This is a genomic window from Nocardia sp. NPDC004718, from assembly GCF_053601535.1.
Genome location: NZ_JBSGCA010000040.1, coordinates 44,383 through 65,991, shown reverse-complemented (window position 1 = coordinate 65,991; position 21,609 = coordinate 44,383). Strand labels below are relative to the sequence as shown.

Below are 21,609 nucleotides of genomic sequence, written 5' to 3'. Positions count from 1 at the left end.
GCCGCCGCCGCGGCCCCGGGGTGGCGTGCGCTGCCGTTCGCCGAGCGCGCCGCGATCTTCCTGCGCGCCGCGGACCTGCTGGCCGGCCCGTGGCGCGAAACCATCGCCGCCGCAACGATGCTGGGCCAGTCGAAGACGGCCTACCAAGCCGAGATCGACACCCCGTGCGAGCTGGTCGACTTCTGGCGGTTCAATGTGCACTTCGCTCAACGAATCCTGGCGGATCAGCCGATCTCGGCGCCCGGAGTGTGGAATCGGATGGACTACCGGCCGCTCGAGGGATTCGTCTACGCGATCACGCCGTTCAACTTCTCCGCCATCGCGGGCAACCTGCCCACCGCACCCGCGCTGATGGGCAACACCGTGGTGTGGAAACCGGCTCTCACCCAATCGGTGGCGGCGTACTGGACGATGAAGCTGCTCGAGGCGGCGGGACTGCCGCCCGGCGTGATCAACATGGTGCACGGCGCGGGCCCGGAGGTGTCGGAGGTGGCACTGGCCGACCACCGGCTCGCGGGCATCCACTTCACCGGATCCACCGCGACGTTCCGCCACCTGTGGCGCACCGTCGCGACGCATCTCGACCGCTACGACTCCTACCCGCGCCTGGTCGGCGAGACCGGCGGCAAAGACTTCGTCGTCGCGCACAGCTCCGCCGATCCGGACGTACTGAGTACGGCCCTGATCCGCGGCGCGTTCGACTACCAGGGCCAGAAGTGCTCGGCCGCCTCGCGCGCTTTCCTGCCGCGGTCGGTGTGGGACCGGATGGGCCGCGAGTTCATCGACCGGGTGGCCGGGCTCAGCTACGGCGACGTCACCGATTTCGGTCACTTCGGCGGCGCCCTCATCGATCGGCGGGCTTTCGACAAGAACACCGAAGCCCTCGCGCGCGCCAAGGCGACCCCGAGCCTGACCATCGCCACAGGCGGCCACGCCGACGACAGCGTCGGCTATTTCGTCGAGCCGACCGTCCTGCTCGGCGACGACCCGACCGACGAGGCGTTCCGCACCGAGTACTTCGGTCCGATCCTGGCCGTGCACGTGTACGACGATTCGGTCCGCGGGTCGTTCGAGTCCGTGCTCGACCTGATCGACCGTGGTTCGCCCTACGGCCTGACCGGCTCGGTCATCGCCCGGGATCGCGCGGCGATCGCCACGGCCGCCGACCGGTTGCGCTTCGCGGCGGGCAACTTCTACATCAACGACAAACCCACCGGCGCGGTCGTCGGCCAGCAGCCGTTCGGCGGGTCGCGCGCGTCCGGCACCAACGACAAGGCAGGCTCGGCACAGAACCTGCTGCGCTGGACCTCCGCTCGCACGATCAAGGAAACCTTCGTCCCCGCGACCGACCACCGCTACCCGCACCAGGAGTTGTGATGGCCTTCTCCGGACTGCTGCGGCCCGCCGTGCTGGCGGCCTCCCGCTCCCCGCGCGCGGAGCGCGCGATCACCCGCATACCGGCCACCAGGAAGGTGGTCGACCGTTTCATCGCGGGCGAGACCGAGGGCGACGCGGTCGCCGCGACCTCGGCGCTGCTCGGCTCCGGCCGCTCGGTCACCATCGACTACCTCGGCGAGGACACCACCGATCTCGACCGCGCCCGTGGCACCGTCGCACACTATCTGCGGCTGTTGTCGGCACTGGCGCGACTGCGGGCCGTGAACGATCCTCCGGTGCCGCAGCTGGAAGTGTCGCTGAAACTTTCCGCACTGGGCCAGTCGCTCCCGCAGAACGGATACGCCATCGCCCGGGAGCACGCCTACGAGATCTGCACGGCGGCGAAGTCCGCCGGGGTCTGGGTGACCGTCGACGCCGAAGACCACACCACCACCGACGCGACGCTGGCGATCGTGCGCGAGCTGCGTTTGGACTTCCCATGGCTCGGCACGGTCTTGCAGGCCTATCTCAAACGCACCGAGGCGGACTGCCGCACCTTCGCGGGCCCGGGATCGCGGATCCGCTTGTGCAAGGGCGCCTATCGCGAACCCGCGTCGGTGGCCTACCGGAGCCGTTCCGCGGTGGACGAATCCTACCTGCGGTGCCTGCGGGTTCTGCTGGAAGGCAAGGGATACCCGATGATCGCCACACACGACCCGGCGCTGATCGATGCCGCGCTGCGCCAGGTGCGGGAAAGCGGCCGGAAATCAGGCGATTTCGAGTTCCAGATGCTGCACGGCATCCGCGACACCGAACAGCGGCGCCTGGCCGGAGTGGGTCACACACTGCGCGTCTACGTGCCCTACGGAGACCAGTGGTACGGCTACTTCATGCGCAGGCTGGCCGAGCGCCCCGCCAACATCGCGTTCTTTTTGCGCTCCTTGCGCGACCGCTGAGCGGGAGCGCGGACGGGCGAAGCCCACTGAACCGAGTCACCAGCACTGGCACGCTTTTCGCCGCCGCTTGCGGCGCCACGCGACCATACTGGCGGAACACACGGTTTCGACCGGGTACGTGCCGTTGGCGCTGGAGAAAACGAACACAGCTTTAAGGAACAGAATGGTCCTCGCTCACCTACGCGCCCAGATGACGCGCCGCAAACCGCTCGGCGAGGTCGAGGACGAAGCCGCCGCGGCCGACGAGCAGTTGTCGCGGTCGCTCGGCCTGTGGCAGCTCACCGCGATCGGTGTCGGCGGCATCATCGGCGCGGGCATCTTCACCTTGGCGGGCGCGGTGGCGCACTCGGTCACCGGGCCTTCGGTGTTGATCTCGTTCCTCATCGCGGGTGTGGCCAGCGCCGCCGCCGCGCTGTGTTACGCCGAGTTCGCCGGGATGGTGCCCAAGGCCGGGTCCGCCTACACCTACGGATACGTGTCGCTCGGCGAGATCGCGGGCTGGTTCATCGGCTGGGATCTGCTGCTGGAGTACGTCGCGGTCGCGGCGGTGGTGGCCATCGGAGTCTCCGGCTACTTCAAATTCCTGCTGGAACAGGTCGACATCGCATTGCCGGATTGGATGCTGGGCGCGGCGGGAACGGGGGACGGCCACGTCGTCGACGTGTTCGCCATGCTGTTCTGCCTCGGCACAGCTTGGCTGCTCTCGCGCGGCATCCGCAGCGTCGGCCGGTTCGAGACCGTCGCCGTCGGCATCAAGGTGGCCCTCGTCGTGCTGATCATCGCGCTCGGCGTGTTCCACATCGACAGCTCGAACTACACCCCCTACTTCCCGTTCGGCACGGGCGCGGTGTGGACGGGCGCGGCCACCGTCTTCTTCGCCGTGTTCGGCTACGACGCGATGAGCACCGCCGCCGAGGAGTCCACCGAGGGCAAGAAGCATCTGCCGAAGGCGATCATCTATTCGCTGGCCATCGCCATGGTCCTCTACGTACTGGCGACCCTGGTGCTCACCGGCATGCAGAAGTACACCGAGATCAGCCCGACCAGCGGGTTCTCCACCGCGTTCGAATCGGTCGGGCAGCCGGGCGTCGCGAACATCATCGCGATCGGCGCCATCATCGGCATCGTCACCGTGGTGCTCACCTTCATGCTCGGCGTCACCCGCGTGTGGTTCGCCATGAGCCGCGACGGGCTGCTGCCGGAATGGTTCGCCAAGACCCATCCGGTCCGGAAGGTGCCCACCCGGGTGACCTGGATCGTCGGCATCGGAGCGGCGCTGATGGCCGGACTGCTGGACATCACCGTGGTGGCCGAACTGACCAATATCGGCATCCTGATGGCCTTCATCGTGGTGTCCGTCGCCGTGATCGTGCTACGGCGCACCCGCCCCGACGAGCCGCGCGAGTTCCGCCTGCCGTTCATGCCGGTCGTGCCGCTGATCGGCATCGGGTTCTCGATGTATCTGATCTGGTCGCTGCCGTGGGAGACCTGGGCGCGCTTCGTGATCTGGCTGGTCGTCGGCCTGATCGTCTACTTCACCTACTCGCGCACCCATTCCAGGCTCGAGCGGCCCCGGCTCGCCGCGGCGGAAGGCCCCGCGCCTTCCTGACCGCGGGTCGTCGGCGGGTACCCCATTGCGCAAAGGTCGCTCGACTGCCTACGGTCGAAAACGTCGGCATCGGCGGCAGCCGCGACGTCGCGCGGCTCGGAAGGAGCGGTGGCGGATGGATCTGCGGGAGGTCGTGTCGGCGGGTGTGCTCGAACAGCGCGAGTTGCTGGCCCAGGGCGCACTTTCGGCGGAGCAACTGATCGAGGCGACGCTCGACGAAATCGATGCCGCGGCGGGTCTCGGCGCGTTCACTCATGTCCTGCGGGATGAGGCCAAGGCGGCGGCCGTCGAGCGGGACCGCGAGCGCGCGGCGGGCGAGCCGGTCGGCCCGTTGCACGGGGTGCCGGTCGCGGTGAAAGACGAGTTCGATGTCGCCGGCGTGGTGACCACCTTCGGCACCAGGGCGAATGCCACGCCCGCCGTGGCGGACGCCGAAGCCGTGCGCAGGCTGCGCGCGGCCGGGGCAATCATCGTCGGCAAGACCGCGATGCCGGAATTCGGGCAGTGGCCCTACACCGAGTCCAGCACCTTCGGCGTCACCCGCAACCCGTGGGATCCGAGCCGCTCCGCAGGCGGATCGAGCGGCGGGTCCGCTACCGCGGTCGCGGCCGGGCTGGTGCCGGTCGCGCTCGCCGGCGACGGTGGCGGGTCGATCCGGATCCCGGCGGCTTGTTGCGGATTATTCGGTCTCAAGCCGCAACGCGGGCGTGTGCCGATGTCCCCGAACGAGCACCTGTGGTGGGCGTTGGGCGCCGCCGGGCCGCTGACCCGCGGCGTGCTGGACTCCGCCGTCGTCTACGACGTCATCCGTGGCAGCACCCCCACCGACCGGTTCCGGGCACCGGAACCGCCGACCTCGTTCGAGGCGGCGGCGCGCGAACCGGCCCGGCCGTTGCGCATCGGCTACAGCACCAAAGCGCACGCCCTGATGGCGAAACTCGATCCGCAGCATGTGCGCGCCGTCCGCGACACCGCGAAACTGCTCACCGAACTGGGCCACACGGTGGCGGAGATCGATCCGCACTACCCGGAATCCATGCACGCGTTCTTCCCGCAGTTCTTCGGCGGCGTGCGCGCGGAACTGGCCGAGATCGATCATCCGGAACTGCTCGAACGCCGCACCAAGCAGACGATGGCACTCGGCGCCTGGGCGCGCAGGCCGGTCATCGAATGGGCGATCCGGCGCGCGGAGGCGTTGACACGCAAGATGGATCGCGTCTTCACCGAATGCGATCTGCTGCTGACTCCCACCATCGCGATCCGCCCGCCGCTGCTCGGCGTGCTCGACGGGGCGAATTCGGTACGAGCTCAGCTCGCTTCGATTCCGATGGTCGCCTACACCGAACTGTGGAATGTCACCGGTCACCCCGCCGCCTCGCTGCCCGCCGGCGTCGGTGACGACGGGCTGCCGTTGTCGGTGCAGCTGGTCGGCCCTACGAACGGCGAGACGACGATTCTTCCGATCGCCGCGCAACTCGAGCACGCGCGCCCGCATCCCCGTCCGGCGATCCTCTCGGCCCGCTAGCCGACCCGGGCTCGGCCCTCCCATCAGCGGCCATAGCACCGCAGAAGGTCCGTCCACCCCTGGCAAACCCGCCGCGAACCCCCCGGTAAGATACAACTTGTGTCTAAGATGTATTCATCCGCTGAGCAGGCCTACCGCGCCGTGAAGGAGCGCATCCTGTCCGGCGCGCTCGCGGGCGGGGAGCTGATCAGCGAGGGCGAGATCGCCGCCGACCTGGGCACCTCCCGCACGCCGGTGCGCGAGGCGTTCCTGCGGCTGGAGACCGAGGGGTGGATGAAGCTGTACCCGAAGCGCGGCGCGCTGGTGGTGCCGATCCCACCCGACGAAGCCGAGCACGTCGCGCACGCCAGGTATGTGGTGGAGACCGCCGCGGTTCGCAGCGCCACCGTGAACGACCCCGGCATGCTGGTCGAGACGTTGCGTTCCTCGATCCGGCGGCAGCGCGAACTGGCCGCCGCGGGTGATCTCGACGGCTTCGCGCTCGCCGACACCGACTTCCACCGCACCTACGTCCTAGCCGGTGGCAATCCGCTGCTGTCGGGTTTCTACGACTCGCTGCGGGAACGCCAGCGCCGGATGAACAGCGTCGCCCTGCGCCGCGGCCCGGTCGACATCACCCGGATCATCGAGCAGCACGCGCGCCTGGCCGACCTCGTCGCGGCCTCGGACGTCGACGGGTTCGCCGACGCGCTGGTCGAGCACCTGTCCGGCGTGCACCAACTGGAACTACGAGGCCGGTGATGGCGACACTCACCGTCACCGCGCCCCGCGATCGGGTCGTCTCCAGCCGATGGCGGGGCGTCGCCGCCGCGATGTTCGCGATCGCTTGGGCCGGAAACGAATTCACGCCGCTGCTGGTGATGTACAAGAGCGACGGGCTGGCGGCCACGACCGTCGACCTGCTGCTGTTCTACTACGTGCTCGGCATCGTGCCCGCGCTGCTGATCGGCGGCCCGCTGTCGGATCGCTACGGCCGCCGGGCCCTGCTGCGGCCGGCGCCGCTGATCGCCGCGGCCGGATCACTGCTGCTCGCGTTCGGGTCCGCGTCGGTGCCGCTCCTGTCGGCGGGACGAGTGCTGTGCGGCATCGCGCTCGGGCTGGCGATGGCGGTCGGCGGCAGCTGGCTCAAAGAGTTGGCGCAACCGCCCTACAGTCCGGAGCTTCCCGCGGGCACGGGCGCGCGCCGTTCCGCGATGAGCCTCACCGCGGGCTTCGCCATCGGTGCTTGCTGCGCCGGTGTACTCGCGCAATGGGCGCCGTGGCCGAACACCTTGGCGTACCTGATCAACGTAGGCCTGTGCCTGATCGCCGCCGTGTGGGTCCGGCGCACCCCGGAAACCGTCCCCCGGCGGCGGAATGCGGGGAGCCTCCGCGACGACCTGCGCATTCCCGCGGCGGGGCACCGGCGCTTCCGCACGGTGGCATTGCCTGCCGCGTTGTGGCTGTTCACCTCCGCCGCGGCGGCCTACGCGGTGCTGCCCGCGCTGATGGCGCCTCGGGTCGGCGCGGCGCCGATCGCGTTCTCCGCCATGATCTGTGTCATCACCCTCGGCTGCGGGTTCGCCGTCCAGTCCGTCGCCCGCCGGATCGACCGGCCCGGCACCGCGCGGGCGGCGACGGTGGCACTGATCGCGGTCACGATCGGGATGGCGCTCGCCGCGACGGCTTCCGGTCTGTTGACCCTGTGGGCGACGGTGGCCGCCGCCGTGGTGCTGGGAGCCGGCTACGGAATCGGTCTGGTGGCCGGGCTGCAGGAGATCGAACGCATCGCCCGCCCGGACGACCTGGCCGGGCTGACAGCCGTGTTCTACTCCGCGAGCTACTTGGGCTTCGGCACCCCGGCCCTGCTTACGTTCCTGCACGACATGTTCGGTCTCGGCTATCCGGCGATGTTCGGTGCGGGCGCGCTCGCGGCGGCCGGATGCCTCGGTCCGGTGCTGCGCGACTATCGCGCCTGACGGTCACCGATCCGCCGCGCCGCTCTCAGCCTTTCGGCGTCAGCAGGACGAGCGGAATCTCGCGCGTGGTCTTCGTCTGATAACCGGCGTAGACCGACTGCGCGGAGGTGACCCGGGGCCACAACGCCGCGCGCTCCTCGCTGGTGGCCACCCGAGCCGTCATCGGCACCTTCGGCCCGTTGCGCACCGACACGACGACGTCCGGGTTGTCGCGCAGGTTCAGGAACCACGCCGGGTGGACGGGGTCGCCGCCCCGCGAAGCGACCACGACATAGGTGTCACCGTCGACGATCGGCGCCGTGAGCATCACCGCGTGCGGCCGGCCCGATTTGCGGCCGGTGGTGGTGAGCTCGAGCGACGGCATGCCGGAGAAGTCGTTGCCCAGTTTCCCGAAGCTGATCTTCAGTAGGACGCGGTGCGCCGTATTCATGGCTTTCAGCGCGAAATTCGAGGGCATACGATCCTCACGATCGGCTCGACGGGTGGTTCTGCTCGACGACCCCCGCGACGGGAGATCACGAATCGGACTGTACCCGAATCGGCGCGGCTCGCTCAGCGGGCGGACCATCCCGACCACCGCGCCACATCGATGGCTATCACCGGGCCCGGTGGCGGCTGCTGTTCGTACTGGGAGTAACGCGCGGTCAAGTGAGCGATCGCCGCCTGCGCCTCGGCGCCGTCCGCGATACGAGCCGTACCGTCGGCGCGAGCCCACCACAGCTGGGTCCAGTCGTCGCCGTAGCGGTCGACGAGCACGGCGACCGCAGGGTTCGCCGCGATATTGTCCAGGCGGCGCAGCGCCGTGGTCGTCTTCGGTTTCGCGTCGACGCTGGTGTAGACGACCTCCCCCGCCACTGCGAAGACTATGGGCACCAAATGCGGGCGCAGTTGCGGCGAAACCGTTGCCAACCGTGCGACCGGACTGGTCGCGAATCGTTTGCGCGCCTCCTCGGAACTCAGCCGCACACCCGCCTCCTCGAGCTCGCCGTCCCCGGAAATCGGGGATCGAGTATGTTCCGCCCCCTATGCAACCGGACATTTGCCGTGAAATCACGGCGATCGACTACTACCACGCTACGGTCGAGTCAATGTGTGACCCGTCAAGAGGCTATGTCGTCAGAAGGTGGAGGCGGTTGTGGAAATCGATATCACTGCCCGGCTGAACCTAGCGTTCGAGATGTGGGAGCGTGCGCACGGGCGCCCGCTCGCCGACGATACGGTCGAGACATGGGTGACCGCAGCCGGGTACGACCTGGAACCAGGTCACCTGACGAAAGTTCGACGCGGTCAGGTCGCCACGCTCCCGGAGCAGACCCGGGCCGGGCTGGCCCACGTGTTCGGGCTCGACCCCAACTATTTCGTGTTCGATCCCGGTCCCGACCGGGCCTGCGACGCCGAAGTGATCGCACACCTGGACAATTCGGCCCTGCGCCGCCTCGGACAGGCCGTGAACGGCGTATCGCTGCGCACCCTGCTGTACCTGGAGTCCGTCGCCGAAGTACTCCGCCAGGCCGACGGCCTGCCCCCGTGCGAGCAAACCGCACAACTCTGATCGAACGACAGCGGCTCGGCTTCGGCCCCCCGGGAAGCCCGGCGGGCCGGCCACACCGCCCCGGCGCCACCGCCACTCGCGGGCGCGATCACATGACGCGTCGATAATTCAAGCTTGCAATATCGCATCGGTAATACGGCCGCACACAGGACGCCCCGGCACACCGATAGTGAATTCTAGGCAAACGTTAATTTCCCATTTCGCACCGAGCGCGTCGCCGTGTAGCACTTTTCGGCGCGTCGTCAGCGTAATCCGAGCATCGACACGGCAGCGGAATATCCGCCCGCGCCGCTTTCCCGCGAAATACGTCCGAGTGGCGCCGCACCGCCCACCCCGCTATGCTCGGGCCGCGATATTTCGAAACTGCTTGTCGGTCTGCGTATTTGGGGTGCCGAGGCACGCAGAAGGGGGCAAGTTTGCCGTTTCCCGGCGGCAAACGCGAGTGCGGAAGTACGGAACTTGTCAGAGTTGTTGAATCCGGCTGTGAGTGGGCCCGGCGAAGACGCCGTCCGGCATCCGAAACCGCCGTACGCGACATTGTGGGCCTGCGTTGTCGCGACCGCTGCCGTCGTCACGGCGGCGGTGTACTACGCGCCCGCCGAATTCCGGATACCACTCGCGGCAGGCGCCACCGCCGCCGCCGTCGCCCTGTGCGCCGCCACCACGGCGGCCGTCCACTTCCATCGGCAGGCCCGGCACGCCCGGCGGGACGCAGACCGGGCCAGGGACGACCGAGCGCTCGTCGCCAGCGGCGCGGAGGCCGAGGTCACCGCCGCGAGCGCGGCGGTCGCCGAATACGAAGCGCGCGCGAAGAGCAGCGATAGTCGTCGCGCCGCGGCCATGGCGGCCTTCGCGGGCGCGGCGGGCCGCATGCAGGCGATGACCACCAGCATGCTCGCGGAGCTGCGCGAGATGGAGCACCGCCACGGCGACCCCACCGTGCTCGCCGATCTCCTGCAACTCGATCACCGCACCGCTCGAGCGGGCAGGCTCGCCGACAGCATCGCCGTGCTCAGCGGCGCGCGATCCGGCCGCCGCTGGGCCAAACCCATTGCGATGGAATCGATTCTGCGTGGCGCGATGGGACGTGTCGCGGGCTATCAGCGAGTCCGGTTGCGCGCGATCGCCGACATCGCGGTCTCCGGTCACGCCGCGGAAGGCGTCATGCACGCGCTCGCGGAACTGCTCGACAACGCCTGCAACTTCTCCCCGCCCACCACCGAGGTGCACGTCTACGCCGCCGAGGTTCCGGCGGGCGTGATCATCACCATCGAGGACAGCGGATTGGTCATGAGCGAGTCGGCGCTGCGCCGGGCCGAGGCGGCGGTCTCGGCCGGCACGACGGACGCCCGCGGGGCCGGAGCCGACCTGTCCTCGCTGACCGGAACCAGGCTCGGCCTCGCCGTGGTGGGCAATCTGGCGCGCAAGCACGGGCTTACCGTCTCCTACCGGCCTTCCGCCATCGGCGGCACCGCCGTGGTCGTGGTGATCCCGCGGGACCTCACCACCCGCGCGGAACGGCCGCAGCCCTCCACCACGGGCACGCTGCCCGTCGCACGGGAGCGGTCTCGCGCAGCCGCGCCGCTCGATCACGAATCCACCGATCCGGAGCCCGTGCGTCCGTCGCCCGCGGTGGACGCTCCCGCCGTCGCGCCGCGAGCGCTGCCCAAGCGGCGTCGCGGCAGCACGCTGGCCGCTGTCCATCCCGAGGGCATCGGCGCACCGGAGGCCGCCGCACCGACTCCTCCTCCGGCACGACCGGACTCGCTCGGCGCGTTCCAGCGCGCGGTGTCCGGGCCCACGACCGGCAGCGCCGCCACCACTCCCCCTGCCCCCTCCGTCTCCATGGAGAACGAACGATGACCACCTCCGAGACCGCCCAGCTGAGCTGGCTATTGGAACAGCTGCTCACCCGCACACCGCGCACCAGACACGCCCTGCTGCTGTCCAGCGACGGGTTGAAGATCTGTCACACGCCCGAACTCACCGTGGACGGGGCCGACCAGCTCGCCGCCATCGCGGCGGGCATCCAGAGCCTCTCGCACGGCGCGTCGGTGGAATTCGGCGACGGCCGGGCCGGGGTGCGCCAGTCGATGACGGAGTTCTACGGCGGCATCCTGTTCATCGTCGAAGCGGGGCTCGGCGCGCACATCGCGGTCGTCGCCGCCGAGGACGCGGACGCCGGGCTGGTCGGCCACAATATGCGCGAGCTGGTGGAACAGCTCGGCGAACACTTGGCGGCCACACCGCGCTTCCCGGGAGCGGGCGTGTCGTGAGCAGACCAGGCCGCGACGACGACCCCGATCGGCTCTACACGCTGACCGGCGGGCGCAGCAAACCGGACTCCGACGCCTTCGATCTGGTCACCCTGGTGGTCAGCGAGTGCGCGCCGACGCCGGGCATGCAGTCCGAGCACGTGGTGATCCTCGACCTGTGCCGAGCTCCGACCGCCGTCGTCGAAATCGCGGCCGAGCTGCGGATTCCGGTCGGCATCGCGACCATCCTGCTGTCGGATCTGCTGCACGCGGGCAAGATCACCGTGCGTCCTCCGCAGGCCGGTCCGTCCGACTCGCCATGGCATTGCCTGCCCGACACCACGACGCTCGAGAAGGTGCTCGTTGGACTCCGCAAGCTCTGATCGGCGTCCCGCCCGCGCGGACGCGCCCCTGCACCGTGCGACCACGCGGGGACTGAAGGTCGTCATCGTCGGCGGTTTCGGCGTCGGCAAGACGACGATGGTCCGCGCGGTCAGCGAGATCCGGCCGCTCGATACCGAGGCGATCATGACCGACGAAGGACTGGAGATCGACGATCCCAGTGGCGCGCCGGGCAAATCGACGACGACCGTCGCCTTCGACTTCGGGCGCATCACCATCGATGACGAGCATGTGCTGTACCTGTTCGGCGCACCGGGACAACAGCGGTTCCGGTTCCTCTGGGATCGGCTGTTCACCGGCGCGCTCGGCGCGATCGTGCTGGTCGACCCGCACCGGATCGCGGATTCCTGGTACGCGGTCGACCGGCTGGAACACCAGAAGACGCCGTTCGTCGTCGCGTGCAACGACTTCGGCGAGGGCCACCGGCCCGACGAGGTCCGCGACGCGCTCGACCTGGATCGGCACGTGCCGGTGATCGACTGCGACGCCCGCTCCCGCGAGTCCGGCAAGGGCGTCCTCATCACCCTCGTCGAACACCTCTATTCCCGCGCGCCGTCCCCGGCGGCCCGGCGCCCCTTGTTCCCCACTCCGGAGGCCGCGTCATGACCACGCCCGCGCCGAGCTCCGCCGACAGCTGCCCCGTCGGCACCGCACCGGTCACGTTGAGCGGCCCGCGTTTCCATACCGACCCGCATCAGCTCTATCACGAGATGCGCCGGGAGCACGGACCGGTGGTCGCCGTGGAGCTGCCCGGCGGCGTCCCCGCGTGGCTGGTCATCGGCTACCGCGAATTGCATCAGGTGACCAACGATCCCGAGTTGTTCCCCCGCGATGTCGGGCGGTGGAACCAGTGGCCGAACATCCCGCCGGACTGGCCCTTGCTGCCGATGGTCGGGCAGCCGATGCCGTCGATCTATTTCACCGCGGGCGCGGAGCACCGCAGGCACGTGGCGATGGTGGAACCGGCATTGGAGACCGTCGACACCTTCGAATTGCGCCGGACCTGCGAGGACCTGGCCGACCGCCTGATCGACGCGTTCTGCGGCAGGGGCGAAGCGGAGCTGGTCGCCGATTTCGCCGAACCGCTGCCGGTGCTGGCCCTGGCGCGGATCCTCGGCTTCCCCGACGCGGACGGACCGCGGCTGGCGTGGACGATGAAGACCCTGGCCGACGGCGGGGCCGACGCCCAGGCCGCGCATCAGCAGTTCGCCGAGCACATGGGGCGGTTGCTCGCGACCAAGAAAGTCGGGCGAGGCGCCGATTTGGTGTCCTGGATGCTGGCGCATCCCGGTCCGTTCTCCGACGAGGAATACGTCCTGGACCTGATGGCGATCACCGCCGCCGGATACCTGCCCACGGCCGACTGGATCGGGAACTCGGTGCGGCTGATGCTCACCGACGACCGGTTCGCCGCGGCGCTCGGCGGCGGGCGACACAGTGTGGGCCAGGCGATGAACGAAGTGCTGTGGGAGGACACCCCGACCCAGATCCTCGCCGGACGGTGGGCAGCCCGCGACACGCGGCTCGGCGACAAGGTCATCCGGGCCGGTGACATGCTGCTGCTCGGCCTGGCCGCGGCCAACGCCGATCCCCATGTGCGCCAGCATGTTTCCGACGGCGCCGAGCCGGCGCACTCGGGCAACAGCGCGCACTTCGCGTTCAGCTACGGCGAATACCGCTGCCCGTTTCCCGCGCAGGAGATCGCCGAGGTCATCGCGCGCACCGGCATCGAGGTGCTGCTCGACCGGCTGCCCGATCTCGATCTCGCGGTGCCCGCCCAGAACCTGGTCCGGCGACCGTCGGCCTTCCTGCGCGGCATGACATCCCTGCCCGTCCGCTTCACACCCGTTCGTGCCGTCGGAGGTACCCCGTGAGCAGAGAATGCCCACACGCAGCAGCAATTGTCATCGATCCGATGGTCGGCGACCTGGGCGGAGAGACCAGCAGGCTGCGCGCCGCGGGTCCGCTCACCCGGATCGAGTTGCTCGGCGTGCCCGCTTGGACCGTCACCCAGCACGCACTGGCCAGGCAGCTGCTCGTCGACACCAGGCTGGTCAAGGACATCAACGCCTGGTCGCTGTGGCAGTCCGGCGCGGTGACCAGGCAGTGGCCGCTGATCGGCATGATCGACGCGGGCCGTTCCATGTTCACCGTCGACGGTCCCGAGCACCGCAGGCTGCGGATCAAGACCACCCAGGCGTTGACCAAGCGCAGGCTCGACGCGCTGCGTCCCGCGGTCGAGCGGATGACCGCCGAACTGCTCGACGACCTGGCCGAGGCCGGACGCGACGGAGCGGCGGTCGACCTCAAGACGGTGTTCGCCTACCCGCTGCCGATGCGGGTCATCAGTGAGCTGATGGGCGTGGACCGCGCCGACCATCCGATGCTGCTCGACTGGTACAAAGCGTTCTTCTCGCTGCTGACGCCGCAGGACGAGCGGTTGCGGGTGATCGACGAGATGGACATCTATTTCACCGATTTGGTGCGCAAGAAGACCGCCGACCCGACCGACGACCTGACCAGCGCCTTCATCGTCGGCGGCGACGACACCGAGCCGCTGACCGAAGAGGAAGTGGTCGGCAACCTGAAGGCGCTGGTGGCCGCCGGGCACGAAACCACGATCGGCCTCATCCTCAACACCGTGCGCGCCCTGCTGGCGCGGCCGGAGCAGTTGAGCGCCGTCCACACCGGTGACCGCACCTGGGACGCCGCGGTGGAGGAGACCCTGCGCTGGGACAGCCCGGTGACTCATCTGCTCATGCGTTTCGCCACCGAGGACATCGCCGTCGGCGACACCGTCATCGAGAAGGGCGAGGGTGTGGTCATGTCCTACCGCGCGATCGGCCGGGACTTCGCCGTGCACGGCGAGGACGCCGACGACTTCGACGTCTCCCGCCCGACGGCCAACCGGCACTTGGCTTTCGGCTACGGCCCGCACATCTGCCCCGGCGCCGCGCTCGCCCGGATGGAAGCGGGCATCGCGCTGCCCGCCTTGTTCGCCCGCTTCCCCGGCCTGCGCTTCGCCGTGCCGGTCGAACAGATCCGCAACCTGCCGGTGCTCACCCAGAACGACCTCGAAGCGTTTCCGGTGTATCTGGGGAACTGATCTGGCGCATGGGTTGTTGCCGTGCCTATGGTCAGTGATTCCCCGGCACCGCACCGGCGCGCGCAGCTACGCGACTTCCTCCGCACCCGCAGAGCCAGGCTCACGCCGCGCGACGTCGGTCTGCCGACCGTGGGCAAGCGGCGGACGCCCGGCCTGCGGCGGGAGGAGGTCGCGATGCTCGCCGGAGTCGGCGTCTCCTGGTACACCTGGCTGGAGCAGGGACGCGAGATCACGGTGTCGGCGGAGGTGCTGGACGCGGTCGGCGCGGCGCTGCGCCTGTCCGGCCCGGAACGACGGCATCTGTATCTGCTCGCCGGTCTCAATCCGCCGCCGCCGGGCCCGGCGCGTGACGCCGAGGTCACCCCACAGTTGCGCCGACTGCTCGATGCTTGGGGAGCGCGGCCGGCCGTGCTGCGGGACCGCTACTGGAATCTGCTCGCGGTCAACGACACGGCGCGCACCGTCTTCGGCTTCACTGCCGCCGACCACAACTGCCTGGTCTCCTTCTTCCACAACCCCCGGTATCGCGGCATGCACGTGGCGTGGACCGCGATCGCGCCCGCCGTCGTGGCCGCCTTCCGCGCCGATGCCGCCTACGCTCCCGACGATCCCGAATTCGGCCGGGTGGTCGGCGAACTCAGTGCCGTGAGCCCCGAATTCGCCCGGTTGTGGGCCCGCCACGACGTGGACGCCCCCGTCCAAGCCGTGAAGGCGGTACGCCATCCCGACGCCGGCGACCTGGTGTTCGACACGACCACCCTCGCAGTGGCCGACCACCCCGGCTGGTTCCTGGTGCTATACAACCCGCAGCCGGGCAGCGCGGAGCGGGTGGAGGGCCTGATGCGCGTCGCGCTCACCGCCTCGGCGTGACCGCAGCCTGGTGGCGCCACACCTAGGTCGACTGGACACTGTTCGCCCGCGCGGCCTTTCGGCACGCTGATTCCCATGAGGCACAACATTTCCCGATTCGATGGCAAGGTCGCACTCGTCACTGGCGGTTCGAGCGGCATGGGGCTGGCCGCCGCGCGACGGCTGCTCGCCGAAGGCGCACAGGTGGTCGTCACCGGCCGGGACAAGGCCAGGCTGGACGCGGCGGTCGACGCACTGCGCGGCGGCGACCGGGTGCTCGCGGTCCGGGCCGACGTGGCGCGCCTGGCCGATCTGGACGCGCTCACCGCCGCCGTCCGCAACAGGCACGGCCGATTGGATGTCGTGTTCGCCAACGCTGGGGTCGCGTCCTTCCGGCCGAACGCAGATATCACCGAGGACGAGTTCGCGCGCGTCGTCGACATCAACTTCAAAGGCGTGTTCTTCACCGTCCAGAAGGCGCTGCCGCTGCTGTCCGAGCACGCGGCGATCGTCATCAACGCGTCGTGGACCCTGCACCGCGGCCTGCCCGGCGCGTCGCTGTACGCGTCCACCAAGGCGGCCGTGCACAACCTGGCCCGCAGCCTCGCGGCGGAGCTGGGCCCCCGAGGGATCCGGGTGAACTCGGTGAGCCCCGGCTATATCGAGACTCCGATGTTCCACGACAACGTCAGCCCCGACGCGCACACCGCCGTGCTCGCCGAAGTGGCGAGCCGCCGACTCGGCACCGCCGACGACGTGGCCGACGCCGTGGCGTTCCTCGCGTCCGCCGAGGCGTCCTACGTCAACGGGCAGGACCTGATCATCGACGGCGGTTTGGTCGCGGCCGTTTCCCGGGAACTGATCTGACCGGACCGCACCCCGTCACGAGCGGGAACCCGCTCGCGTCGTAGTGATTCGATGATGGCTTTCCGGATGAGCCGCCAGAGCAGGCCGAGTTCTGCCGGGGTGCGTGGGTCGGCGTGGCGGTGGTCAGGCGTACCCCGCCAGGTTCGGCGCACGTCGGGCATCGGTCTGCCCACGTTATCGGTCACGAGTTATTCCGCGTGCGCGGTCTTGTCCGTGTCCGGTGCCGCCACGCGCCACGCCCGGCGCGTGACCGGGCGGCTGCCGCACCGCCGCTTGTGGGTGCTGCGCCTGTCCCAACCACAGAAGTCGTTCGACCTCCGACAGACGGCCTTTCTCGTCCAGCTCCTTGAACGCGGCGTTCCTCGCCTCGTCCAGCGCCTTGAACGCCGCTTCGCGTTCCTTCTCGGCTGCTGCCGCGCGTGCCTCGGCCGCTTCGCGCTCCACCGTGGCGGCGTCGGCCGCTTCGCGGGCCGCTTGCTCTGCGGTGTCGGCGGTTTCGCGTTCCTGGTACTGGCTGGGTACCGGGAATTCCTGCGCCACCCGTTCGGCGGCTTCTCGTTCGATGCGTGCCCGCTCGGTTTCCGGCGTCTGGCGTGCCTGCCGGGATCGCTCGGCCTCTACACGGGCTTGCCGGTCGCGTTCGACCTGATGCGGGGCATCCGCCCGGCCACGCGCGGCAGCTTCGCGGAATTGCTGGATCTTCCGGAATTTTTCGGCTCGTTCTTGCGCCCGCACGATCTGGCGAATCTTCGCCAGCCGTTCCCGCGCCCGATCGGCCCGTTGCAGCTCGTACGGCCGGATCAGTTCCAATTGTTGAGATACCAGCGACTGCCCGAGCTGCATCGCGCGAAGTGCATCCGACCTCGATACTACTTCGTGCTGAAACCTGCCCGGGAACTCCTGGGCTATTTCGCGCATGTATTCGAGGACGGAGCGTGGCACCTTTTCCCCAGAAACAGTCTCCCATCGGCTTTGGGTAAGTATTCCTGCCTGAAGTGCCGTGCGTTCAGTCTTCAGTTGCCTGAGCGTTTCTCGCTCGTTGACGCGTCCTGATTTCCGTTCGACACCGTTTGCGCCCCTGCCCTGAGTGCGTGCGGAATCTAGTACGCGGACACTCTTTCCGATTCTGATTGCGAATTGACGGACCCAGCCGCGTTCGCGAGTCTCGCCCCGGATCTGCGCTCGTCCCAGTTCGAAGTACAGGCCCTTTTCATAGTTGGTCAATCGCCGCCGGATGGCATCGTACTCATCGGGCACTGTCGCCCCCCACTTACAGTCGAATCAGGCAGGTCTACCGGCCATGCGAATACTGTATTCGACCCCCTTGGGGCCGAAATTCTCCATGAACAACTCTTCCGCCAGTGATATCAGCTCACAGCCGAGACCACTGTCAGAAAAGTGCACAGCGGGTCCGAAATCGGAATACAAAGGAGCACCAGAGTCCGGGCTATTCGTCCATGTCATCCCAGCATGCCGCCGCACGCAAACTTCACCCAAAAATCGAATGAATCCATCTGCGGCTTCTCGGTTCTCCGGCGAAAAAAATCTTGCTCGGTCGTGGAAGTGATTCTGTGTGGCTTCCAAGATTTGCAAAGTCAACGGCGGTTTCCACCACGAATCCGTGTATGCGGCGATCCCGGGAACTATGTCGGACAAGAATTTCCGAATGGCCGATTCCATGCGTTCCGGCGCAACCCAATCCAAGTACGCTTCCGTTGCGGCGTCGAATTCGATATCAAAACCCATTTGGTCGTCGTCCACTGGCGAAGCCTTCCCCTCATGCGAGCTGTCTCGTGTCGCGGTTTCGAGCACTACAGTGTCACGTCGGTACGTGTCGCCGGGCAAGCGGTGTGCGGAGGCGGGGTGTCGCCATCATCGCTCGACATACAGCCGCTCACAGGGCATCCGGGGCAGCCGGTCGGTTGCGCCGCTGGCGACGGCTGCGGCGTCGGTGCAACGGCGGACACTCTGGTCTTACAGGAACACCAGGGCCGCAGTCAGGCACGCCACGTAGTGCAGCTGGTGGCCGCGCATTCGCACGATCAGGTGCACGTCGGGTTCGTCCGGCAAAGGTGAGGTCATGCCGTGCATGGAGTGGTGCGGTTCGTCTGCGGGTTGCATGGGAGCCTTCCGTGAAGGGATCACCCTGGCTTGAATGCTGCTGTAGCGCAATAAATTCGGCGTGTCGGGGGAGGCTGGCGGGCGGGTTCGGTTGGGCACACCGATGCGGAGTCCCGTCCGCGCAGCCTTCCCCCTTCTGGGTGCCCCGGCACGTGGCGCGCTTCCCCTGTGGTGCAAAGGGGGCCAGGGGGACGCGCCTTTCGTGCGGGGCGGTCTGGGTGGTTCAGGTGTTGTTGAGGTGCTGGCCGATGATGGCGGGGATCAACAGGTCCAGAAAGGTGATGTCGTCGGCGGCGGGAATGTTCTCGATGATCGGATCGAGTACCGGTGCGGCATACAGGCGTCCGGTGTGCGGTGCGGCGGCAGCGCGGGCGCTGCTGATCAGTTCATAGACCACCATCGCCATCACACGGACACGGGTCGTGTCGCTCATCCCGTCGGGCACCGCGTCTGTGGTGGCGGCTACCAGAGTGCCGATCACGTCGGTAAGAACGTCGAGTTCGGCGTCGGCGCGCTCGGCGTCCTGGTCCCCGGTCACCGACCGGCCTGCGGCGGCTGGGTTGGCGGCGGCGCAGGTGGGGCGGCGGGGTCGGGATAGCGGGTGGGATCGAACACCACGCGGATACCGATCCACGGGCATTTCTGGCCTCCGAGCGCGATGTCCATCGGGGAATCGTGGTCGGCCATGCGACCGCGAACCACCGTCACCATCTGCCCGAAGCAGTTCATCGACGGGCATTTGACCGACAGCATTTCGCCGGTCTGGTGGTGGAAGGTGAACAGGCCGCATTGTTCGACGGCGATCCACGGCCCACACGCTGGAGCGCACCCGTGCGGCACCACAGTGTTGGGTTGTTCAGGCATACGCCATCACCCGCCCTCGATGCCGCACACGCTCGGCGACGCATCCCCGGATCGCCTCGACCACAACCCGGCCGGATGGCCGGTAGGCATCGCGGGGCGGGTGCACCCACGCCCGGAACAAACCTGGCCGCTGACCCGGACCGGGCAACGCGATCTCGCCTGCACGCAGGATCGACACACCCAACCGCGACATCTCCGCGAACAACCGAATGTCCTCCGGCAGATCCGGTCCGGTGAGGAAAGTCCACCGCTGCGAACGCGGATGCGTCAGTACCGGCCCGGATTGCTGGCCCGTGCGGTGCATCCACGCTTTGACTTCCGAGCCGATGAACGCAGGCATCATCACGCCGCACACCCGGCCCGCACGTAGCGTGATGCGCCCCAGGTGCGGTGGGTGGACTTCGGCAGGCAGGTCGCACACTCGCCGATAGAAATCGCATACCAACAACGGTGTGTCCTCAGGCTGTTGCTGTGAGTTCACAAGCGTCTCCCCTCGCTCGAACGATTGGCTTGCACCCGACGCCGAGGCCAACCGCAGGCTACTCGTAATCCGGCAACCGGCAGGGCCGGGATGAAGAACCGGCAGCACCCGGCGTCGGGGCCTATTCAGCGTCAGCGCTCGGCTCGATGGCCACAATGGGAGTAGTGAGCAGCGGCGTTGTAAACTACTAATTCGGAAATCTCTCGAAATCAATTGAGCCCACGTACCGTTGGCATATGGGCGCACAACTAGGGGACCGCCTGCGCAGTATTCGTAAACGGCGTGGGCTCACTCAGGCGGAGCTTGCAGAACGTTCCGGTGTATCGGTTCAGCTGGTCAGGCTTCTGGAGCAGGGTGGTCAGGAATCGACGAGAACTGAGACGGCGCGTCGGCTGGCGAGTGCACTGCGAGTCGAAACATCTGCGTTGATCGTCAAGCCGGATGCGGCCGATCCAGACGTGACAGATGTCGAGTTGTGGGCCGAGGTCCGTCAGGCGCTGGCTGGCATCTATCCGGCTGATGAGTTCAGCGAGCCGCCGACCGTCGCCGGTGTCAGCGCGACATTCGCTGAGGTCAAGCCACTCTTCCGTGGTGGTCGGTTCACAGAACTCGCTCCTCGGCTCGTACCGATGTTGCGCGACGCGGATTACCTGGTTTCCGCTGCGGATTCGGGTAGCACCGATGCACGCAGACTACGATCACGGATTCGGCAGATGGTGGCATGGCAAATGTGCCTGACCTGGCAGTTCGACGCCGCAGACCACGCCATCGCCTTGGCACTCGATGATGCCCCCGACCTTCGTGCTGCTGCGCCGTTGGCAGATGCGGATTGCTGGCGCTGGATTCGCAAAGGCGATCTGGCCAAGGCGCGCGAGGTTGCAACTAAGTGGGCGGACGATCTCGAACCGCGCCGGATCTCGAAGGCATCACGGGAAGACCTCGCCGGTTGGGGACTGATGTTGCAACGTGTCTCCACAGCGGCGATACGTGACAACCGGCCTGGCGAGGCAGAAGACGCGCTCGCGTTCGCCCGCGTAGCCGGGATGGCGATCCGTCACGGTGAACACGACTCCAAAGACGGCCTGCTGCACGCATTCGGCCCGGTCACCGTGCAGATGTTGGCGGCAGAGAACGCGATGGTCGTCGACAAACCGCAGGTGGCGCTGGCGATCGGTGCGCAACTGGCGGGGACGAAGTACCCCCTGCCGTGGCCGTGGCAGCGTCATCGGCTCGACATTGCAGCAGCACACGCGGCCATGCGGCAGTACCCGGAAGCGCTCGCCGTGCTTCAGCAGATCCGGCGGGAGCTGCCGGAATGGCTTGTGAAACAACGGTTTGCGCGTGACATCCTCGCAGGAATGATCGAGAAGCGGAGGACGCTGACCGCAGAGGTCCGCGAACTGGCGGACTTCGTGCAGGTCCCATACTGAAGCGGTTGGTGAGTCCCGGGTACATCGAGACCCCGATGTTCCACGACAACGTCAGCCCCGCCGCGCCGCCGCCGCGCTCGCCGAAGTGGCGAGCGGCGGTTGGGCATCGCCGATGACCAAGGAAGAGGACGCCGACGACTTCGACTTCTCCCGCTCGACGGCCAACCGGCACTTGGCTTTCAGCTACGGCCCGCACATCTGTCCCGGCGCGCCCAGCTGCGCCACTTCCTCCGCACCCCTAGGGCCAGATCACGCCG

General features: G+C 68.2%; 24 protein-coding genes. 16 read left to right on the top strand and 8 right to left on the bottom strand.

Annotated elements, in window-relative coordinates; translation table 11 throughout:
* The 6 genes from pruA to ACWEH3_RS26445 all read left to right on the top strand — a co-directional run.
* On the top strand, nucleotides 1–1,377 hold a 1,377-nt coding region (gene pruA, locus ACWEH3_RS26470; RefSeq protein WP_452358395.1), incomplete at its 5' end, for an L-glutamate gamma-semialdehyde dehydrogenase.
* Nucleotides 1,377–2,333, top strand: coding sequence for a proline dehydrogenase family protein (locus ACWEH3_RS26465; RefSeq protein ID WP_450020183.1), 957 nt, complete (start codon nucleotides 1,377–1,379; stop codon nucleotides 2,331–2,333). The genes pruA and ACWEH3_RS26465, both read left to right, overlap by 1 nt.
* Before the next feature lie 163 nt (nucleotides 2,334–2,496).
* The gene (locus tag ACWEH3_RS26460; protein WP_450020185.1) at nucleotides 2,497–3,942 is read left to right on the top strand and encodes an amino acid permease; all 1,446 of its coding nucleotides are present in this window, start codon (nucleotides 2,497–2,499) and stop codon (nucleotides 3,940–3,942) included.
* A 115-nt stretch (nucleotides 3,943–4,057) separates the two neighbouring features.
* Entirely contained in the window at nucleotides 4,058–5,467 is a 1,410-nt protein-coding gene (locus ACWEH3_RS26455) for an amidase (RefSeq protein ID WP_450020187.1), read from the top strand.
* Between the two features lie 108 nt (nucleotides 5,468–5,575).
* Nucleotides 5,576–6,208, top strand: coding sequence for a GntR family transcriptional regulator (locus ACWEH3_RS26450; RefSeq protein WP_450020283.1), 633 nt, complete (start codon nucleotides 5,576–5,578; stop codon nucleotides 6,206–6,208).
* Nucleotides 6,208–7,425, top strand: a complete 1,218-nt coding sequence (locus tag ACWEH3_RS26445; RefSeq protein ID WP_450020189.1) for an MFS transporter — start codon at nucleotides 6,208–6,210, stop codon at nucleotides 7,423–7,425. The genes ACWEH3_RS26450 and ACWEH3_RS26445 overlap by 1 nt, the downstream gene beginning before the upstream one ends.
* A 25-nt stretch (nucleotides 7,426–7,450) precedes the next feature.
* Here the strand turns inward: ACWEH3_RS26445 and ACWEH3_RS26440 are convergent, their stop codons facing one another.
* Nucleotides 7,451–7,882 (bottom strand): nitroreductase/quinone reductase family protein, encoded by a 432-nt coding sequence (locus ACWEH3_RS26440; protein ID WP_450020191.1) that lies wholly within the window; start codon nucleotides 7,880–7,882, stop codon nucleotides 7,451–7,453.
* 95 nt (nucleotides 7,883–7,977) lie between these two features.
* Entirely contained in the window at nucleotides 7,978–8,385 is a 408-nt protein-coding gene (locus ACWEH3_RS26435) for a TIGR03668 family PPOX class F420-dependent oxidoreductase (protein WP_450020285.1), read from the bottom strand.
* A 175-nt stretch (nucleotides 8,386–8,560) separates the two neighbouring features.
* Here ACWEH3_RS26435 and ACWEH3_RS26430 point away from each other — a divergent pair, with 175 nt between their 5' ends.
* From ACWEH3_RS26430 to ACWEH3_RS26390, 9 genes are all read left to right on the top strand, one after another.
* Nucleotides 8,561–8,977: a hypothetical protein gene (locus ACWEH3_RS26430; protein ID WP_355076474.1), complete on the top strand. Its 417-nt coding sequence runs from the start codon at nucleotides 8,561–8,563 to the stop codon at nucleotides 8,975–8,977.
* A 483-nt stretch (nucleotides 8,978–9,460) separates the two neighbouring features.
* Nucleotides 9,461–10,840 (top strand): sensor histidine kinase, encoded by a 1,380-nt coding sequence (locus tag ACWEH3_RS26425; protein WP_450020193.1) that lies wholly within the window; start codon nucleotides 9,461–9,463, stop codon nucleotides 10,838–10,840.
* Entirely contained in the window at nucleotides 10,837–11,253 is a 417-nt protein-coding gene (locus ACWEH3_RS26420; protein WP_450020195.1) for a roadblock/LC7 domain-containing protein, read from the top strand. The genes ACWEH3_RS26425 and ACWEH3_RS26420 overlap by 4 nt, the downstream gene beginning before the upstream one ends.
* Nucleotides 11,250–11,615, top strand: coding sequence for a DUF742 domain-containing protein (locus tag ACWEH3_RS26415; protein WP_450020197.1), 366 nt, complete (start codon nucleotides 11,250–11,252; stop codon nucleotides 11,613–11,615). The genes ACWEH3_RS26420 and ACWEH3_RS26415 overlap by 4 nt, the downstream gene beginning before the upstream one ends.
* Nucleotides 11,616–11,667: 52 nt before the next feature.
* Nucleotides 11,668–12,240, top strand: coding sequence for a GTP-binding protein (locus ACWEH3_RS26410; protein WP_450020287.1), 573 nt, complete (start codon nucleotides 11,668–11,670; stop codon nucleotides 12,238–12,240).
* Nucleotides 12,237–13,508: a cytochrome P450 gene (locus ACWEH3_RS26405; protein WP_450020199.1), complete on the top strand. Its 1,272-nt coding sequence runs from the start codon at nucleotides 12,237–12,239 to the stop codon at nucleotides 13,506–13,508. The genes ACWEH3_RS26410 and ACWEH3_RS26405 overlap by 4 nt, the downstream gene beginning before the upstream one ends.
* On the top strand, nucleotides 13,505–14,740 hold the full coding sequence (locus tag ACWEH3_RS26400) for a cytochrome P450 family protein (RefSeq protein ID WP_450020201.1): 1,236 nt from the start codon (nucleotides 13,505–13,507) through the stop codon (nucleotides 14,738–14,740). The genes ACWEH3_RS26405 and ACWEH3_RS26400 overlap by 4 nt, the downstream gene beginning before the upstream one ends.
* A 27-nt stretch (nucleotides 14,741–14,767) precedes the next feature.
* The gene (locus ACWEH3_RS26395) at nucleotides 14,768–15,610 is read left to right on the top strand and encodes a helix-turn-helix transcriptional regulator (protein WP_450020289.1); all 843 of its coding nucleotides are present in this window, start codon (nucleotides 14,768–14,770) and stop codon (nucleotides 15,608–15,610) included.
* 75 nt (nucleotides 15,611–15,685) lie between these two features.
* Nucleotides 15,686–16,456 (top strand): SDR family NAD(P)-dependent oxidoreductase, encoded by a 771-nt coding sequence (locus tag ACWEH3_RS26390; RefSeq protein ID WP_450020203.1) that lies wholly within the window; start codon nucleotides 15,686–15,688, stop codon nucleotides 16,454–16,456.
* A gap of 174 nt (nucleotides 16,457–16,630) precedes the next feature.
* Here ACWEH3_RS26390 and ACWEH3_RS26385 read toward each other — a convergent pair whose 3' ends face one another.
* From ACWEH3_RS26385 to ACWEH3_RS26360, 6 genes are all read right to left on the bottom strand, one after another.
* Complete coding sequence (locus ACWEH3_RS26385; RefSeq protein WP_355076491.1) at nucleotides 16,631–17,713, bottom strand: hypothetical protein; 1,083 nt, start codon at nucleotides 17,711–17,713, stop codon at nucleotides 16,631–16,633.
* A gap of 24 nt (nucleotides 17,714–17,737) precedes the next feature.
* Nucleotides 17,738–18,217, bottom strand: coding sequence for a hypothetical protein (locus ACWEH3_RS26380; protein WP_157170724.1), 480 nt, complete (start codon nucleotides 18,215–18,217; stop codon nucleotides 17,738–17,740).
* Between the two features lie 213 nt (nucleotides 18,218–18,430).
* Nucleotides 18,431–18,577: a hypothetical protein gene (locus tag ACWEH3_RS26375; RefSeq protein WP_397077529.1), complete on the bottom strand. Its 147-nt coding sequence runs from the start codon at nucleotides 18,575–18,577 to the stop codon at nucleotides 18,431–18,433.
* 223 nt (nucleotides 18,578–18,800) lie between these two features.
* Entirely contained in the window at nucleotides 18,801–19,115 is a 315-nt protein-coding gene (locus tag ACWEH3_RS26370; protein ID WP_450020207.1) for a hypothetical protein, read from the bottom strand.
* Nucleotides 19,112–19,441, bottom strand: coding sequence for a hypothetical protein (locus ACWEH3_RS26365; protein WP_450020209.1), 330 nt, complete (start codon nucleotides 19,439–19,441; stop codon nucleotides 19,112–19,114). Before ACWEH3_RS26365 ends, ACWEH3_RS26370 begins: the two co-directional genes overlap by 4 nt.
* Nucleotides 19,434–19,922, bottom strand: coding sequence for a DNA-directed RNA polymerase subunit beta (locus tag ACWEH3_RS26360; RefSeq protein WP_355076499.1), 489 nt, complete (start codon nucleotides 19,920–19,922; stop codon nucleotides 19,434–19,436). Before ACWEH3_RS26360 ends, ACWEH3_RS26365 begins: the two co-directional genes overlap by 8 nt.
* Nucleotides 19,923–20,158: 236 nt before the next feature.
* On the opposite strand from ACWEH3_RS26360, the gene ACWEH3_RS26355 reads away from it, so the two are divergent.
* A complete protein-coding gene (locus ACWEH3_RS26355; protein ID WP_450020211.1) occupies nucleotides 20,159–21,352 on the top strand; it encodes a helix-turn-helix domain-containing protein in 1,194 nt (397 codons plus the stop codon).
* The last annotated feature ends 257 nt before the right edge of the window (nucleotides 21,353–21,609 follow it).

Excerpts from the sequence above, each read along its gene's own strand:
- ACWEH3_RS26465 (WP_450020183.1), top strand. The coding sequence starts at position 1,377 with ATGGCCTTCTCCGGACTGCTGCGGCCCGCCGTGCTGGCGGCCTCCCGC.
- ACWEH3_RS26460 (WP_450020185.1), top strand. The coding sequence starts at position 2,497 with ATGGTCCTCGCTCACCTACGCGCCCAGATGACGCGCCGCAAACCGCTC.
- ACWEH3_RS26455 (WP_450020187.1), top strand. The coding sequence starts at position 4,058 with ATGGATCTGCGGGAGGTCGTGTCGGCGGGTGTGCTCGAACAGCGCGAG.
- ACWEH3_RS26450 (WP_450020283.1), top strand. The coding sequence starts at position 5,576 with ATGTATTCATCCGCTGAGCAGGCCTACCGCGCCGTGAAGGAGCGCATC.
- ACWEH3_RS26445 (WP_450020189.1), top strand. The coding sequence starts at position 6,208 with ATGGCGACACTCACCGTCACCGCGCCCCGCGATCGGGTCGTCTCCAGC.
- ACWEH3_RS26440 (WP_450020191.1), bottom strand. The coding sequence starts at position 7,882 with ATGCCCTCGAATTTCGCGCTGAAAGCCATGAATACGGCGCACCGCGTC.
- ACWEH3_RS26420 (WP_450020195.1), top strand. The coding sequence starts at position 10,837 with ATGACCACCTCCGAGACCGCCCAGCTGAGCTGGCTATTGGAACAGCTG.
- ACWEH3_RS26405 (WP_450020199.1), top strand. The coding sequence starts at position 12,237 with ATGACCACGCCCGCGCCGAGCTCCGCCGACAGCTGCCCCGTCGGCACC.
- ACWEH3_RS26395 (WP_450020289.1), top strand. The coding sequence starts at position 14,768 with ATGGTCAGTGATTCCCCGGCACCGCACCGGCGCGCGCAGCTACGCGAC.
- ACWEH3_RS26390 (WP_450020203.1), top strand. The coding sequence starts at position 15,686 with ATGAGGCACAACATTTCCCGATTCGATGGCAAGGTCGCACTCGTCACT.
- ACWEH3_RS26375 (WP_397077529.1), bottom strand. The coding sequence starts at position 18,577 with ATGCAACCCGCAGACGAACCGCACCACTCCATGCACGGCATGACCTCA.
- ACWEH3_RS26365 (WP_450020209.1), bottom strand. The coding sequence starts at position 19,441 with ATGCCTGAACAACCCAACACTGTGGTGCCGCACGGGTGCGCTCCAGCG.
- ACWEH3_RS26355 (WP_450020211.1), top strand. The coding sequence starts at position 20,159 with ATGGGCGCACAACTAGGGGACCGCCTGCGCAGTATTCGTAAACGGCGT.